General features: G+C 47.9%; 10 protein-coding genes and 1 tRNA gene. 10 read left to right on the top strand and 1 reads right to left on the bottom strand.

Annotation, left to right across the window (positions count from 1 at the left end; translation table 11 throughout):
• Window positions 1–85: 85 nt before the first annotated feature.
• Complete coding sequence (gene yhbY / locus KDK19_RS16245; protein ID WP_257253702.1) at window positions 86–391, bottom strand: ribosome assembly RNA-binding protein YhbY; 306 nt, start codon at window positions 389–391, stop codon at window positions 86–88.
• Window positions 392–654: 263 nt separating this feature from the next.
• On the opposite strand from yhbY, the gene rlmE reads away from it, so the two are divergent.
• From rlmE to KDK19_RS16195, 10 genes are all read left to right on the top strand, one after another.
• Window positions 655–1,275: a 23S rRNA (uridine(2552)-2'-O)-methyltransferase RlmE gene (gene rlmE, locus KDK19_RS16240; protein ID WP_257280662.1), complete on the top strand. Its 621-nt coding sequence runs from the start codon at window positions 655–657 to the stop codon at window positions 1,273–1,275.
• 325 nt (window positions 1,276–1,600) lie between these two features.
• Window positions 1,601–3,568, top strand: coding sequence for an ATP-dependent zinc metalloprotease FtsH (ftsH, locus tag KDK19_RS16235; protein WP_257254766.1), 1,968 nt, complete (start codon window positions 1,601–1,603; stop codon window positions 3,566–3,568).
• Window positions 3,569–3,990: 422 nt separating this feature from the next.
• On the top strand, window positions 3,991–7,035 hold the full coding sequence (locus KDK19_RS16230; RefSeq protein ID WP_257254767.1) for a CHY zinc finger protein: 3,045 nt from the start codon (window positions 3,991–3,993) through the stop codon (window positions 7,033–7,035).
• Window positions 7,036–7,461: 426 nt separating this feature from the next.
• Complete coding sequence (gene folP / locus KDK19_RS16225; RefSeq protein WP_257254768.1) at window positions 7,462–8,304, top strand: dihydropteroate synthase; 843 nt, start codon at window positions 7,462–7,464, stop codon at window positions 8,302–8,304.
• A 311-nt stretch (window positions 8,305–8,615) separates the two neighbouring features.
• Complete coding sequence (gene glmM, locus KDK19_RS16220; protein ID WP_257254769.1) at window positions 8,616–9,953, top strand: phosphoglucosamine mutase; 1,338 nt, start codon at window positions 8,616–8,618, stop codon at window positions 9,951–9,953.
• A 288-nt stretch (window positions 9,954–10,241) separates the two neighbouring features.
• Window positions 10,242–11,159, top strand: coding sequence for a TAXI family TRAP transporter solute-binding subunit (locus KDK19_RS16215; protein ID WP_257292367.1), 918 nt, complete (start codon window positions 10,242–10,244; stop codon window positions 11,157–11,159).
• A gap of 16 nt (window positions 11,160–11,175) precedes the next feature.
• Window positions 11,176–13,029: a TRAP transporter fused permease subunit gene (locus KDK19_RS16210; protein ID WP_257254771.1), complete on the top strand. Its 1,854-nt coding sequence runs from the start codon at window positions 11,176–11,178 to the stop codon at window positions 13,027–13,029.
• A gap of 275 nt (window positions 13,030–13,304) precedes the next feature.
• The gene (tpiA, locus tag KDK19_RS16205; RefSeq protein WP_257254772.1) at window positions 13,305–14,051 is read left to right on the top strand and encodes a triose-phosphate isomerase; all 747 of its coding nucleotides are present in this window, start codon (window positions 13,305–13,307) and stop codon (window positions 14,049–14,051) included.
• 2 nt (window positions 14,052–14,053) lie between these two features.
• A complete protein-coding gene (secG, locus tag KDK19_RS16200) occupies window positions 14,054–14,473 on the top strand; it encodes a preprotein translocase subunit SecG (RefSeq protein WP_257254773.1) in 420 nt (139 codons plus the stop codon).
• A gap of 35 nt (window positions 14,474–14,508) precedes the next feature.
• A tRNA-Leu gene (locus tag KDK19_RS16195) sits at window positions 14,509–14,595 on the top strand.
• The last annotated feature ends 179 nt before the right edge of the window (window positions 14,596–14,774 follow it).

Here is a 14,774-nt window from a genome sequence, read left to right as displayed (position 1 = left end):
AGTGTGCGACTTGAATTAAATGCTCTGAACTTTTTATACAAAAAGGAACTGAACGGAGTGCCTTAAACTCAGGCACCCTGAAATATCAAAAGCTTTTGACATTGGAAAGGTTAGGCTTGGCGTCTTTATTCTCTTTATAGATAAGAGCAATGTTGCCAATGGTTTGAATCAGTTCTGCATGAGTCCGGTTGCACAGTTCGGTAATGGCTTCTTTCTTGATTTCACGATCGCCTAAGGCAAACTTTATCTTGATCAGCTCGTGATCGTGCAGGGCACGCACTGTCTCTTCAATAACACCATCACTCAGACCGTTGCCCGCTACCATTACGACAGGTTTCAGCTTGTGACCGAGGGAACGGAAGTGTCTCTTTTTTTCAGAACTAATGCTCATGATTTCAGAATCCTGAGGCTGAATATTCAGTAAGCCGATTGCCTACAGCCATGACAACCGGGCAACAGGTTCCTGGTGGGCGATAAAACAAGGTTGTATATCACATACCTCAGTCGGGGGCTCGCTTCCCGGTTTTTGTTAAGATTGGGAAAGACCGGCTTGGAAACTGTTGATCAAAAGTTCATCATTGTACTTTATTCTCTATGGCTCACAAGTCCAAGAGTCATGAATAAAGTTTTTAAGGTAGATAGTGTAAGGTAGAAATGGCCAGATCCAAAAGCAGTGCCCGCTGGCTACAGGAGCACTTTGAAGACGAATATGTTAAACGCTCACAAGAAGACGGCTACCGTTCCCGGGCCAGCTACAAGCTGATCGAGATTCAGGAGAAGGACAAGCTGATCAAGCCGGGGATGAAAGTGGTTGATCTGGGTGCGGCTCCGGGCGGCTGGTCCCAGGTAGCTATCGAGATGGTAGGTGATAACGGTCGTGTGGTGGCTTCAGACATTCTTCCCATGAACCCCATTGCCGGGGTTGACTTTGTTCAGGGCGACTTTACCGAGGACGCTGTACTGGAAAAAATCCTTGAAACTATCGGCAGTGACAAAGTAGACCTTGTAATTTCAGATATGGCCCCCAATATGAGTGGTACGCTGGCCGTTGATCAGCCCAGAGCTATGTATCTGGCTGAGCTGGCTCTGGATCTGGCCAGGCAGGTGCTGAAGAAAAACGGCTCTTTCCTGACCAAAGCATTTCAGGGGGAAGGGTATCAGGAGTATCACAAGGACATGAAAACCTCATTCCAGAAAGTGATTACCCGCAAACCAGGCTCTTCAAGGGCAAGGTCCAGAGAGGTGTTTTTGTTGGCCAGAAATTTTGTATCCTGAGAACATTTACTTAACCGGGATGTTGGAGTGTTCTGATTGTTCAAGGGGGGATGGTTAAGCGCTATCGAATCTTGACAGAAACCTGACAACCCGTCAGGTAAACCAGAAAAACCTTGTCGCAGCGCAGTTTAAAGCAGACCTGCCGGTATTATAGATTTTTTCTATCTGCCCAATAGCCAGCTGATGACTGTCCCCCTCTCTGCCATTCGTGTATGGTAGGAGGTGCGAATTAACCATACGAGAGAGCAGAGCCGGTAATTATGCCCTTTAAAACCGTTCGCCACAGGCTTCAGTACGCTCAAGTGAGGGTAGCCCTTTGAATGATATGGCAAAAAACTTGATTTTATGGGTCATCATTGCCCTGGTGCTGTTGACCGTATTCAAAAACTTCGATGGAATGCAGTCCTCTACCCAGAAGCTCAGTTATTCTGACTTCATCAGTGCGGTAGAAAATCGTCAAGTCAGCAAAGTAGTGATTGACGGATTTACTATTACCGGACTCATGAACAGCAGTGAGCGTTTTGAGACCAACCTGCCCCCGGCAGTGCCCGATAATCAGTTGATGGACGAGCTGCTGCGCGGCAACGTTCAAATCGAATCCAAGCCTATTGAAAAGCAAAGCATCTGGACACAGTTGCTGGTTGCCAGTTTCCCGATTCTGGTGATTCTTGCTGTCTTCATGTTCTTTATGCGACAGATGCAGGGTGGCGGCGGTGGCCGTGGTGGCCCGATGAGCTTTGGCAAGAGTAAAGCCAGGCTGCTGTCGGAAGATCAGATCAAGACCACTTTTGCTGATGTGGCAGGTGTTGAAGAAGCCAAGGAAGACGTACAGGAGCTGGTAGATTTTCTGAAAGATCCGGGCAAGTTCCAGCGTCTGGGTGGCCGCATTCCTCGTGGCGTGCTGATGGTAGGTCCTCCTGGCACAGGTAAAACCCTGCTGGCCAAGGCTATTGCCGGTGAAGCCAAGGTGCCTTTCTTCACCATTTCTGGCTCCGACTTTGTTGAAATGTTTGTGGGTGTGGGTGCTTCCCGTGTCAGAGACATGTTCGAACAAGCTAAAAAGCAGGCACCATGCATTATCTTCATTGACGAGATTGATGCAGTGGGTCGTCACCGTGGTGCTGGCATGGGCGGTGGTCATGATGAGCGTGAACAAACACTTAACCAGCTGCTGGTAGAGATGGATGGTTTTGAAGCAAACGACGGTATCATCGTAATTGCTGCAACCAACCGTCCAGATGTACTGGATCCGGCGCTTCTGCGTCCCGGCCGTTTTGACCGTCAGGTTGTGGTGGGTCTGCCAGACATCCGAGGACGTGAACAGATTCTGAAAGTACACATGCGCAAGGTACCTATTGGGGATGACGTTGAGCCTGCAGTGATTGCTCGTGGTACTCCGGGTTTCTCCGGTGCCGATCTTTCTAATCTGGTGAACGAAGCGGCATTGTTTTCTGCCCGCGCCAACAAGCGCACGGTGGGTATGCACGAGTTCGATCTTGCTAAAGATAAAATCATGATGGGTGCTGAGCGCAAGTCCATGGTGATGAGCGAGAAAGAAAAACGTAATACGGCCTATCATGAAGCTGGTCACGCTATTGTTGGCCGTCTGGTGCCTGACCACGATCCGGTATACAAGGTCAGTATTATTCCTCGTGGTCGTGCATTGGGTGTCACCATGTTCCTGCCTGAGGAAGATCGTTATAGCCAGAGTAAAGAAGCTCTGATGAGTCAGATCTGTTCACTCTTTGGTGGTCGCATCGCTGAAGAAATGACGCTGGGTAAAGCGGGCGTCACCACCGGTGCATCCAACGATATTCAGCGTGCAACCCAGATTGCCAGAAATATGGTGACCAAATGGGGGCTGTCCGAGAAGCTGGGACCTCTTCAGTATGATGATGAAGAAGGCGAGGTATTCCTGGGCAAGAACTACGGCAGTGGCGGCGGACGCATGAATGTGTCTGGCGAAACCGCCAAGATGATCGACGAAGAAGTGCGTAGCATCATTGATGAGTGCTATAACACTGCTGAGCGACTTCTCAAGGAAAACCGCGATAAGCTGGACCTGATGTCAGATGCGTTGATGCAGTATGAAACCATTGATACTGATCAGATTGATGACATTATGTCAGGCAAGAAGCCTCGTCCACCTAAGGAGTCTTCTGGTTCCTCATCTAACGGTGACGGTGATGCAGGTATCAAGGCGGAAGAGGCTCCTGAAGCATCTGAGCCAAAAGTTGCCGACAGCGATGATGATAAGAAAGGACCTATCGGTGGGCCTGCTGGCGAACACTGATCCCTTCTGACAAAACAAAAAAGGCAGGATTGTTATCCTGCCTTTTTTGTATGATTTGTCCCGTCCTGAAATAAGTTGACAATGTGGAGACTTATTATGGACATCCCACCAGCCATGATTGCCGATCAGTTTTGCCGGTGAAGAGGTTGATAATGCGGTTGGCTGTGTGGCGCAGAATAATTAGCTTATATAGCGATGCATAAATTCTTGGCTATTCTCTCTTTGTACTACGAATAATGATATTGGCCAATGGCGTTCCTTTATTTTTCCAGAACAGAAAGTCAGCACAGGCTGCTGACGTTTTCTATCAAACAAAGAGGGCGAAGTTGGTATTATTGACTAAGTTATGAGAGAAATTGGTGCATTATTACCACTCATTCATAGCCTTAATAGCGTTTGTTTTTTCACAAGCCACGGTGGTTATGCAGTTGTGCTATTCCTCAACCATCATTGAACGGCATAATCCTCACGGGCACAGGGTTCGGATTGAGGTTAATGATGGTGAAGATCTGCAGGATGTGAGTCAGTGGCAATTAAGTTTGCTGCTTCCGGAAGGTTTCAATGACCGAAACAGCATCCTTTGCTTTAAGGCTCCCGTGGCGCCGACAGACTCGAACAGTATCGCAATATTAGTTACGAACGACCAGAACAACCATTGCTATCAGCTAGCGATAACGACGGAGGAACAGATACCCGCCTCCCAATATGCCTCACAGCGTGTTTCTGAAAACGGCACGCTTGTTCGCTTAAAATCTACGACGGCAGACAGACCAGAGCTTATTTCTGTAACCATAGATCCACTCCTGAATGGCAAACCCTGTGCTACCTCACTGACCCTTTTGGCCTACTCCAACAACATTAGGAGTGGGATGGAAACCGGTCAAGCCCGAAATAACAGATTGATAGGAGGCAAACTCGCTGGTATTGCCGATTTTCCCAGCGGCGGGAACGAGGTAGGCTCTATCCGCTCCCACCCCCCGCTCTTGAGTGGTGGCATGTCATCGGGATCATTCGAAACAGACCTGATTATCCTCAAATCTCTCATCACATGGCTGAGGTCCACAGGTAAGGATTCTACTTCATTTGAGGAACAGTTATCCCCGGCACGTATGAAAATTACACGCGTTAATGCTGATGGCTCTTCCAGCGAAGCTGCTATCCCCGTTGGCTGCCTTGACTTCCTCGATATTCGACAACTGACCGATGTTGATTTCTGGAATACTCTCTTCCAGCGTGCTGTCACTTCTTGTCCAGCCAGTGAAAGCCTTCAGTGGCAGCTTGGCTGTTTCAAACTGCTTCTAGAGCGTACCGTCTTCAAGACCAACCATGGCGGTGGTCTGAAGGCAGGTAATGGGGATGGAAAATCCTCTGGTAGCGCACCCAATGCAAAACCAAAGAACGAAAATAACGACCATCAAAAGGAGCAAAGAGGAGAACCTGAAGGCCAGGAGAACCCATCACCTGGAGAAGGCAGTGAAGGCAGTGGGAATGGCAATAACAGAAAAGACGACGATGGAGAGAAGAGTGAAAAAAATGCTACGGCTCAAGACATTAAGGTAATTGCGAGTCGGCTTGTAGCCATCATTGAAAGCGAGGATCGCGATGCAGTTTTTAAACTGAGGCAAATACTGGATGAGCTGAATATGCCTCAGCGTTTGCAAGTTTTGGAAACAAAAAGCACAAACACCAGAGGTGATCCCCTCACTCCTCTTGAGGCGGTACTGGAACTGCAGCGTTCTTCCCGTGAGAATTCATTGCGCAACCGATTTATCGAGCAGCTGATAGAAGCTACAAGCGATAAAAAACAGACTTTGAATGATCTTGGCATTCTGTCTTCACTTCAACCGATCATTTCAGCTGACGAGGCGCAACCCAGAGTTGGCGAAAACAACCTGGTGATTTTGCATAAGATTGTTCAGGACATCATCCTTAAGGTCAATCAGCCTGGCCAGCAGTCGCCAATAGGACAATTTGAAAAATGTTGCTTTGCTGAATATTTTGTTCAATTGTTCCTGCGCTATTCAAATCCGGTTGAACTTATTCGTAATTTGTTAGGGGAAATATCAGATTCAGTCATAAGTCGCGATATTATGGTTTATGCACAATTATTTACATTTTCTACTTCTTTGTCAGGTACCTTTAGACGATTTGATCAGCACCCGTCGTCCCGTGAATTAATACACTTTACAGATAAACTGTGTATGCAGATGCAATCTTGTTCTTTACCACAAGAGACTGTAATCAGTAATAGCGATAACACCTCCAACGAAATAATTGCCGGCAATGCAAATACATTCACCGATCCCGTTCGGCAAGTTGATAGCTACAGAAGTGCCTCTGGCTTTGCTGGAAGTTCCTCTGAATCACCATCTGATAAATACTTACAGCAGGGGGCAAGGCCAAAGAAGCAGCCTAACCTTGCTGATAATGAAGACGGCAGGCCCGACGATCATGGGTCTGAAAATTTGAATCGTGATTTGAATAAGTTAGAACGTATTGTAGGTAAGTATCATAGTCTTATAAAAGACATTGAGCCGAAAAGAAGCGCTAAGGAAAAAGAAAGGAAAAAAAGACAGCATATAGAAAGGCAACAGGCTGAAGAGTTAACTGAAAAGGTTCAAAGGTTAACAATAGAGAATCAAAATCTAACTGCAGATGATCAGAGGTTTTGGGGACGGGTGGCCTGTTTAGAGACTGAAAATCAGCGCTTAAGGGAGCATATCGAAAAGGTGGAGGATGAACTCAGAAAGCAACAAGAATTAGTAGAGTTTATGATCCATCAAGCACTCCAGCAGTTGACAGCGGCTATCTCGGCGATGTCAGATAATGGCCCGGGGCATTTTACTTCTTGCCAGCAGTCGAGTCCTTATAATCTGGGGGCAAACCCATTGGATGAGGAGTTACCGCTGCCTCAGCAAGAAACCCTGCAGCCATTGTGCGAACATTACCATAGGCGCTGCCTTGTGAGATTTAATTGCTGCGGCCTTTATTTCCCCTGCCATAGATGTCATAACGAAAACGATAGATGCCAAACGACAAACTCCAGTGGTGTTGATGCAACACACCTCCTGTGTATTCTCTGTAAATACAAAGGGGAAATTACGGAAGGCTCCCAGATATGCCCGGAATGTAACGAGCGTATGTCGGACTTTTACTGTGCAAAGTGCAAGCTCTTCACCGCAGCAGTGCTAAACCCATTCCACTGTGATAAATGCGGCATTTGTCGAATATACGAAGATAAAACCTATCACTGTGATGTTTGCAATGTCTGCCTGGATAAAAGGTTGAAAGGTGATCATATATGCCGACCCGATTCAGGACACGATGAGTGCTGCATCTGTCTGGAAGACGTCTTTACCGGTTGCCTGATACTCCCCTGCTCCCACAAAGTCCATAAGGAATGTGGCGTGGCAATGATTGAAAACAGGGTAAGAAGCTGCCCGGTGTGCAGGTATCCCCTCAATTGACATCCTCTCGCCCCTGAAGGAGCGAGATTCCCGTTAGTCACCTAACAGGAATCCCCGTCCTTTAGAGGGTGTCAATTACACAAGCTCTGAAGCTTTGACAACAAAAAGCTCTTATCAATTCCCCTGTGTTAAAGCCCGGGCATCCGGGATGTTCAAGGAAAGCCAAATTTATCAGTAAATTTCCGTTATGAATGGGTGATAACTGAATAGGAATCATCTAATCGATTGGGTGAAAGTCCCATACCTGAATCCGTGACTTCACTTCCCGGATATTCCCCTGCAACGCCGACAGCTCAATGGTTTTCGTGTAAAATCATCTGATCTGAATGTTCAAATGAAACTGAGTCTCTGCAATTGGCGTGAAATCAGGCAGTTCCTGAGTCTGGAAGATGTTTGGTGGTATTCGTAGTTTAGGTCTATGAAAAAATGCAAAAGTTGAATTGTGCCGGAAAAACTCTAACCTTTGACCGAACGCTGGTCATGGGAGTATTAAATATTACCCCCGACTCCTTTTATGAAAGCAGTCGTTATCAGAATCTTGATCAGGTGCTGAGTATTGCTGAACTCATGGTTCGGGATGGTGTGGATATTCTCGATGTGGGTGGTGAATCCACAAGACCAGGAGCAAACGGGGCAGTCACCTGTGAGCAGGAGCTTGAAAGGGTAATGCCGGTTCTGGAGGTTTTGAGAAAGAACTTTGATCAGGTAATCTCTGTGGATACCAGCTCGGCCCTGGTTATTTCGGAAACCAGCAAAGCCGGTGCCGGAATGATTAATGATGTGCGTGCCCTGCTCAGGCCGGGAGCTCTGGAGGCGGCAGCTGCCACCGATCTTCCTGTTGTGCTGATGCACTCACTGGTTGAACAGCCCGGGCCGGGTTTTGTGCCTCATTACGATGATGTGACGGGTGTAGTCAATGACTACCTGCTTGAACGTGTCAGGGTCTGCGAAGCAGCAGGTATTGCAAGGGACCGACTGATTCTTGACCCGGGATTCGGGGGCGGTATGTTTGGAAAAACGCCTGCCTATGATCTGCAGTTGCTAAAACATTTGGATCGTGTGCTTGATCTTAACTTTCCGGTTCTGGCTGGTATGTCCAGAAAGTCATTTATTGGTGCTGTGCTGAATAAGCCTGCGGAGCAGAGGTTGAGTGCCAGTCTCGCTGTCGCCACTCTGGCTGCTCAGGCTGGAGCTCAGATCATTCGAGTTCATGATGTCGCTGAAACGGTTGATGCTGTTCGCATGGTGGATGCCGTCAGGAACGCTTAAGGTGGTTTAATCGCCTGCTGTTCTGGGCAGGCATTGGCTGATGCTGTTTTGTTCTTCTCTTTCTTTAATTGCGCATGCTGTAAGTTCGGGTGCGAAGAGTTTTGTCATTTGTAAGACAATCATTGCTATTAAGTCTGTATGACAGTCATGTCATAATTTAAGACATATCTTCAGTATTTTATGTTCTGCCCCGCTATTCAGGTGAGTTAGGACATCTTCTGTTATTACCTGTCACTCCTTTTTGTCTATTCATTTGAGAGTGCTGTCTGGCAGCAGATTCAGGCATCAGGTTATTGAATAAGGGTTGCTTTATGGGTCGCAAATTTTTCGGCACCGATGGTATTCGTGGCAAGGTGGGTGAGTTTCCCATTACCCCGGATTTTGTTCTCAAGCTAGGCTGGGCTGCGGGTAAGGTGCTGGCTGCAGAGGGTGAAGGTAAAGTCGTTATTGGTAAAGATACCCGTATCTCCGGCTATATGTTTGAGTCTGCCCTGGAGGCAGGCCTGTCTGCGGCAGGTATTGATGTGTGTTTGACCGGTCCTATGCCGACACCGGCTATCGCCTATCTGACCCGTACTTTTAATGGTCAGGCCGGAATTGTCATTAGTGCCTCTCATAACCCTTTTTACGACAATGGTATCAAGTTCTTTTCTGGTAATGGCAGCAAGTTGCCGGACGATGTTGAAGCAAAAATCGAAGCTCTGATGGAAGGTGAGATTGAGGTCGTTGACTCCAATGGGTTGGGTAAGGTGACCAGACTGGATGATGCTTCCGGCCGCTATATCGAATATTGTAAAGCCAGTACTGCTTACCCTCTTGACCTGCGTGGTATGAATATTGTGATTGATGCCGGTCATGGCGCTACCTATCAGGTGGGTCCTGCAGTTTTCAGAGAGTTGGGTGCTAATGTCCATGCCATTGGAATTAACCCGAACGGTCTGAATATCAATGAATGTTGTGGTTCTACTCAGCCTGATAAGTTGGCTGAAATCGTCATAGAGCGTGGAGCCGATATGGGTATCGCCTTTGATGGTGATGGTGATCGCGTCATCATGGTGGATGACAATGGTGAGATTGTTGATGGTGATGAGTTACTGTTTGCTATCGCTCTGGATCGTCGTCAACATAATGAGCTGAAGGGCGGCGTGGTTGGGACTCTGATGACTAATCTGGGAATGGAAAAAGCTCTGGAAGCCAGAGGTATTCCCTTTGCCCGGGCCAGGGTCGGTGATCGTTATGTCAATGAGTTGCTGCTGAAACATGATTGGCAGCTTGGTGGTGAATCATCAGGTCATATCATTTGTAAAGATGTATCCACCACCGGTGATGGTATTGTCTCTGCGCTCCAGGTTCTTAAAGCTGTTGTTCGTTCAGGTAAGAAAATGTCTGAGCTGCGTGAAGGAATGAGCAAGTATCCGCAGACCATGATTAATGTTCGGGTTAAAGAGAAAAAAGATACTGACAAAGTGCCGGGTATTGTTTCAGCCATACAGGAGTCTGAAGCTGAACTGGCAGGTCGTGGTCGAGTGCTCTTGAGGCCTTCCGGTACTGAGCCGTTTATCCGTGTCATGGTAGAGGGTGAGAATGCTGAGGAAGTGCGTGCTCACACTGAAAGACTGGCTAAGGTGGTTGAGCAGGAAATGTCCTGATTCTCGCTTCTATGGACTGGCTGGTTGATTTTCGGTCAGTCCTTCTGCTGTTGTAGATATTCATTATTGAGCCAGATCAGTTTTAGGCGAACTCTTCCTTCTCTGAATGGCTTTCCTTAGGTAGGATACAAAACTAACGTGTCAAATTTTTACAGGTCAGTGTGCCTGGACTTGACAGCCGTTGCTCGACAGAAATAGCCGTGAACAGATAAGCCATTTTTACCGCTCTGTGCGATGAAGATTTATTTGCGGAAAAGAAATATAAAAATATTTTACAGGAAAAATATCATGCGTTTTGTCGCTGCCCTCCTAATGCTGATCCTGCCTGCGCTCTCTCCTGCTCAGAACTACTCCATTGGTACTGGTGGTCAAAGTGGTATTTATTATCCGCTGGGTGGTGCGCTGGCAAAGGTATGGTCTGATAAGGTGGATGGGATCAATGTAAAAGCAGAAGTCACCGCTGCTTCTGTTGAAAATACCATCAAGGTTGTTCGTGGTGATATGCTGGCTGGCATTGCCATGGGGAATGTTGTTTTGGATGCTTACAAAGGTGAGGGCAAGTTTCCCGGTAAGATGCCGGTCAAGGTACTGTTTGCCCTCTATCCAAATCTGGTACATGCCTTGACGCTTCAAAACTCAGGCATTACCCAACTGTCTGAGCTTAAAGGCAAGCGGGTTTCTCTGGGTGCGCCGGGTTCCGGCACCGCTGTGACCTCTGCGGCACTTCTGAAAAGCATGGATATTGATCCCGCGAAAGATATTCGTGCTGTTTACCTGAATTACTCTGAAACCACCAATGCTCTGGCCAATGGTCAGGTTGATGCTGGCTTCATTGTTGGTGGTCAGGGAGTGGGTGCCGTGACTCAGGTGGCTCTGACTCAAAAGATTCGTATCCTGCCAGTTTCTGAAAAAGAGCGTGAGAAGTTCATTACTGAAAACCCCGCTTACAGCAGCTACACCATTCCGGGTAATGTATACAACGGCGTACGTCAGGTTGATACCCTGAGTATCTGGAACGTATTGGTCGTCCGTGCTGATATGTCTGATGACATGGCCTTCAGCCTGACTAAAGCAGCTTTTGAAAACATGGGTGATGTTCGCAAGGTGGTTAAAGTTGCCGAAGCCATTACCAGAGCCAATGCTAATCGCCTGTCCGGTGTGCCTCTTCATCCGGGTGCTGAAAAATACCTGAATTCCATCAACTGAGTTTTCAGGTGGCTGAATGAATAAAGTCGTGATCAAAACGTCGGGCTGTCTGGTACTTGTCTTTGCAGTGCTTCTGTCCATGTTTCAGATCTGGCAGGGAATGACCTCGACGATTTCTGCCACCTATTTCAGGCCGGTTCATCTTGCTTGGGTCATGGTGCTGATATTTCTTCATTACCCTTTGTTGAAAAATGAAAAGAGTCGTTTTTTTGTGCCAGTAAGGCTGTTTGATTTGATTCTGGCAGTAGCCACTGTGGTGGCAGGTTTTCGAATCATTAACTTTGATTACAACGATATTAACTATCTCTTGTATGGTCTTTCCGATTATGACCTCTATGCTGGTGTCGTCTATGTGGTGCTGATGATGGAGGCCTGTCGTCGGGCTGTAGGCTGGGTAATGGTGTTCATAGCATTATTGTTCCTGGTTTATAGCGGCTTTGGGGATATGCTGCCAGGTGCGCTGGCAACCAAGAGTTACAGCATTCAGGAATGGGTGCAGTTTCAGATCTTCTCAAGTAATGGTGTGTTTGGTTCTGCGCTGGGTATTGCGGCAACCACTGTCTTTATTTTTGTTTTGTTTGGAGCCTTTCTTGAGGTAACGGGCGCAGGCAAGTTCTTTATTGATCTGGCTTTTGCTATTGCCGGTAAATATCGGGGAGGACCAGCCAAGGCTGCTGTCATAGCTTCTGCTGGCCTGGGTTCTATTTCCGGATCTGCCATTGCCAATACGGTGACCACTGGTTCCATCACCATACCGATGATGAAAAAGCTGGGTTATAAGCCTGAACAGGCTGCAGGTATTGAAGCTGCTGCATCGACCGGTGGGCAAATCATGCCACCTATTATGGGGGCCGGTGCTTTTGTCATGGCGCAGTTTACCGGAGTGCCGTATAGCGACATCATGATTGCGTCCATTGCGCCCGCGCTGCTCTACTTCTTCTGTACGCTATTGTACGTCCATATCATGGCTTGCAAGCTGGAATTGCCAACGGTCAATCGAACACAAGCGCTATGGAGTGTCATGAAGCAGGGTGCTCACTTCCTTATTCCTTTGGTTTTGATTACCGCTCTGTTGATGGTCGGGTACTCACCTCTCCTGGTAGGGGTGGCAGGCTGTGCGGCTATTCTGGCGGCGGCGGCATTAAGAAGTCATAGTCGCATAGGTCTCAGAAAAATCATTGAAGGACTTAAGTCGGGTGCGCTTCTGGCATTGCCAATCTCTGCAGCCTGCGCGGCAGCCGGGATCATTGTCGGTGTAGTGGGGCAGACCGGTATTGGGCTGCAGTTTACGCAGTTCGTCACGGCGCTTTCCGGCGGATATATGTTTACCGCACTCATTCTGATCAGCCTTGTCGCGCTGGTGCTTGGGATGGGTTTGCCTGTTACCGCTGCTTATATAGTGCTTGCTGTAATGGCTGTGCCATTATTGGGGGATTTTGGATTGCCTTTGCTGACGTCCCATCTAATTGTTTTCTGGCTGTCACAGACTTCCAATGTAACGCCTCCAATTGCACTGGCTGCTTTTGCCGGAGCGGGTGTCGCAAATGCCAGTCCTGTTAAGTCTTCAGTAGAAGCATTTAAATTGGCGGCGGGCTTGTTCTTGATTCCCATTATGATGGCCTATAGCGGTTTGATTAATACCGAGGGGGATTTTGCCGGGCTGATTATGGCTGTTGCCCAGACTATAGCCATCATCATTGCCATGGCAGTTGCTGTCGAAGGTTATCTGATTCAGGGGTTAAGTTTGCTGGAAAGAGGGTTGGCTTTCATCAGCTTGCCAGTTCTCTTGTTTAATCCTGCTGATTTTGGCTTTTTGGGTATCTTAATCGTACTGTTGCTGCTGTTTATGCAGCGGCGAGGAAAGGCGTGATCAATGGAGCACTCTGAGGCGAGTTAAGAAGTGTGCACCGGGTTCGCTCCCAATCGTAAGGAGTTTTTCAGTACTTTAATATCAAATAACCGTTCTACAAGGCCATTTTCATGACGGCCTTGAATGAACAGAAATGATTGTCTGTTCGCTTGATTGATCGTAGTTTATTGTTTTTATCAGGTAGTAGAAAATTACCAGCAAAAGATGTCAGCGCAGTTGTATAATAATGGCGCCTGGGTTAGTATTCCGACCTCGCGAATGTTGAGGTGAGCGGTATGCGCCAGCCACTAGTTGCCGGTAATTGGAAAATGAACGGATCTCTTGAAGAGAATCGTGAATTGCTGGGTAAGCTTGTTTCCGGTCTGTATACTAATGCTGAAGTGTTGGTTTGTCCTCCTTCGGTATACGCTCAAAATATTTGCGAGCAGTTGGCTGGTAGTGCCATTAAAGTTGGATTGCAGAATGTGTCTGACAAAACTTATGGCGCTTATACCGGCGAGGTTTCGCCTCTGATGGTTAAAGATCTCGGCATTGAATACGTGATCATTGGTCATTCTGAGCGTCGCTCTCTGTTTGGGGAGGGGGATGAGGAAGTTGCTGCGAAATTCTGTGCTCTGACAGATCAGGGTTTAGTACCTATTCTTTGCGTGGGTGAAACTCTGGAAGAGCGAGAGGCTGGCGACACCATGAAGGTGGTGACGGCTCAGGTTGAAGCTGTGCTGCGGACTGCTGGTCCGGAGCGTTTGGCAAATTTTGTGATCGCTTATGAGCCCGTATGGGCTATTGGAACCGGACTGACTGCAACGCCTGAGCAGGCGCAGGAAGTGCATGCCGTGATTCGTGGCTTGCTGGCATTACAGGATCAGGCTATGGCTGACAGAACTCGTATTCTGTATGGTGGTAGCATGAAAGCAGCTAACGCTGCAGACCTGATTGCTTTGCCGGATGTTGACGGCGGTCTTGTGGGGGGAGCCTCATTGGTTGCTGAAGAGTTCCAGGCGATCTGTCGCGCTGCAGGATAGTGATGGAAACCATAGTTCTTATTGTTCATGTTCTTGCTTCTGCTGCCGTAATCGGGCTGATTTTGTTGCAGCAGGGGAAGGGTGCGGAAGCCGGTGCCAGTTTTGGTTCCGGTGCGTCACAGACGGTGTTTGGTAGTCAGGGTACCGGCAACTTTATGAGTCGCACGACAGCGATTCTGGCGACAGTATTTTTTGTGACCAGTTTTGCTCTGGCAATGGTGGCCAGGCAAAAGGCAGACAGTATCAGTGATGCAGGTGTGCCAACTGTAGTTGTAGAAGAGTCCGTTCCGGCCGGTGATGCGCCGATCGCACCAGAAGCAGCTTCAGAAAAGAGTATCGAGAGCGATGCTCCTGTGATAGAATCACAACCCGTCGAGAGTGACGAGCAGAATAAAGAGCTGTCTCTGCCTCCAGTCCAGTAAGGGCTAGCTTTAAGCAGGATGTAGTGGTGGTGTTTGCCCAGGTGGTGGAATTGGTAGACACGCCGTCTTGAGGGGGCGGTGGCCTAGCGGCCGTGCGGGTTCAAGTCCCGCCCTGGGCACCAAATTGCCATTAACTTTTTTGGTAAATGGAAGAAAAGAATTTGGTATATCGTTGTAACGTTTAAATGACGTATCTACAGTTATGGCTTGTGAAGCAAGTTTTTAGCTGGCAGTATACTAATAGGTTTGATGCGGGGTGGAGCAGCCTGGTAGCTCGTCGGGCTCATAACCCGAAGGTCGT

Source organism: Endozoicomonas sp. ONNA1, assembly GCF_024606325.1.
Classification (GTDB): domain Bacteria; phylum Pseudomonadota; class Gammaproteobacteria; order Pseudomonadales; family Endozoicomonadaceae; genus Endozoicomonas_A.
The sequence above is the reverse complement of the archived record's forward strand: the minus strand, read 5'-3'. Positions and strand labels throughout refer to the sequence as shown.

What these genes read in the sequence shown, in the direction of transcription:
- yhbY (WP_257253702.1), bottom strand. Translation starts at nt 391, where the DNA reads ATGAGCATTAGTTCTGAAAAAAAGAGACACTTCCGTTCCCTCGGTCAC.
- rlmE (WP_257280662.1), top strand. Translation starts at nt 655, where the DNA reads ATGGCCAGATCCAAAAGCAGTGCCCGCTGGCTACAGGAGCACTTTGAA.
- ftsH (WP_257254766.1), top strand. Translation starts at nt 1,601, where the DNA reads ATGGCAAAAAACTTGATTTTATGGGTCATCATTGCCCTGGTGCTGTTG.
- glmM (WP_257254769.1), top strand. Translation starts at nt 8,616, where the DNA reads ATGGGTCGCAAATTTTTCGGCACCGATGGTATTCGTGGCAAGGTGGGT.
- KDK19_RS16215 (WP_257292367.1), top strand. Translation starts at nt 10,242, where the DNA reads ATGCGTTTTGTCGCTGCCCTCCTAATGCTGATCCTGCCTGCGCTCTCT.
- KDK19_RS16210 (WP_257254771.1), top strand. Translation starts at nt 11,176, where the DNA reads ATGAATAAAGTCGTGATCAAAACGTCGGGCTGTCTGGTACTTGTCTTT.
- KDK19_RS16230 (WP_257254767.1), top strand. Translation starts at nt 3,991, where the DNA reads ATGCAGTTGTGCTATTCCTCAACCATCATTGAACGGCATAATCCTCAC.
- secG (WP_257254773.1), top strand. Translation starts at nt 14,054, where the DNA reads ATGGAAACCATAGTTCTTATTGTTCATGTTCTTGCTTCTGCTGCCGTA.
- tpiA (WP_257254772.1), top strand. Translation starts at nt 13,305, where the DNA reads ATGCGCCAGCCACTAGTTGCCGGTAATTGGAAAATGAACGGATCTCTT.
- folP (WP_257254768.1), top strand. Translation starts at nt 7,462, where the DNA reads ATGCAAAAGTTGAATTGTGCCGGAAAAACTCTAACCTTTGACCGAACG.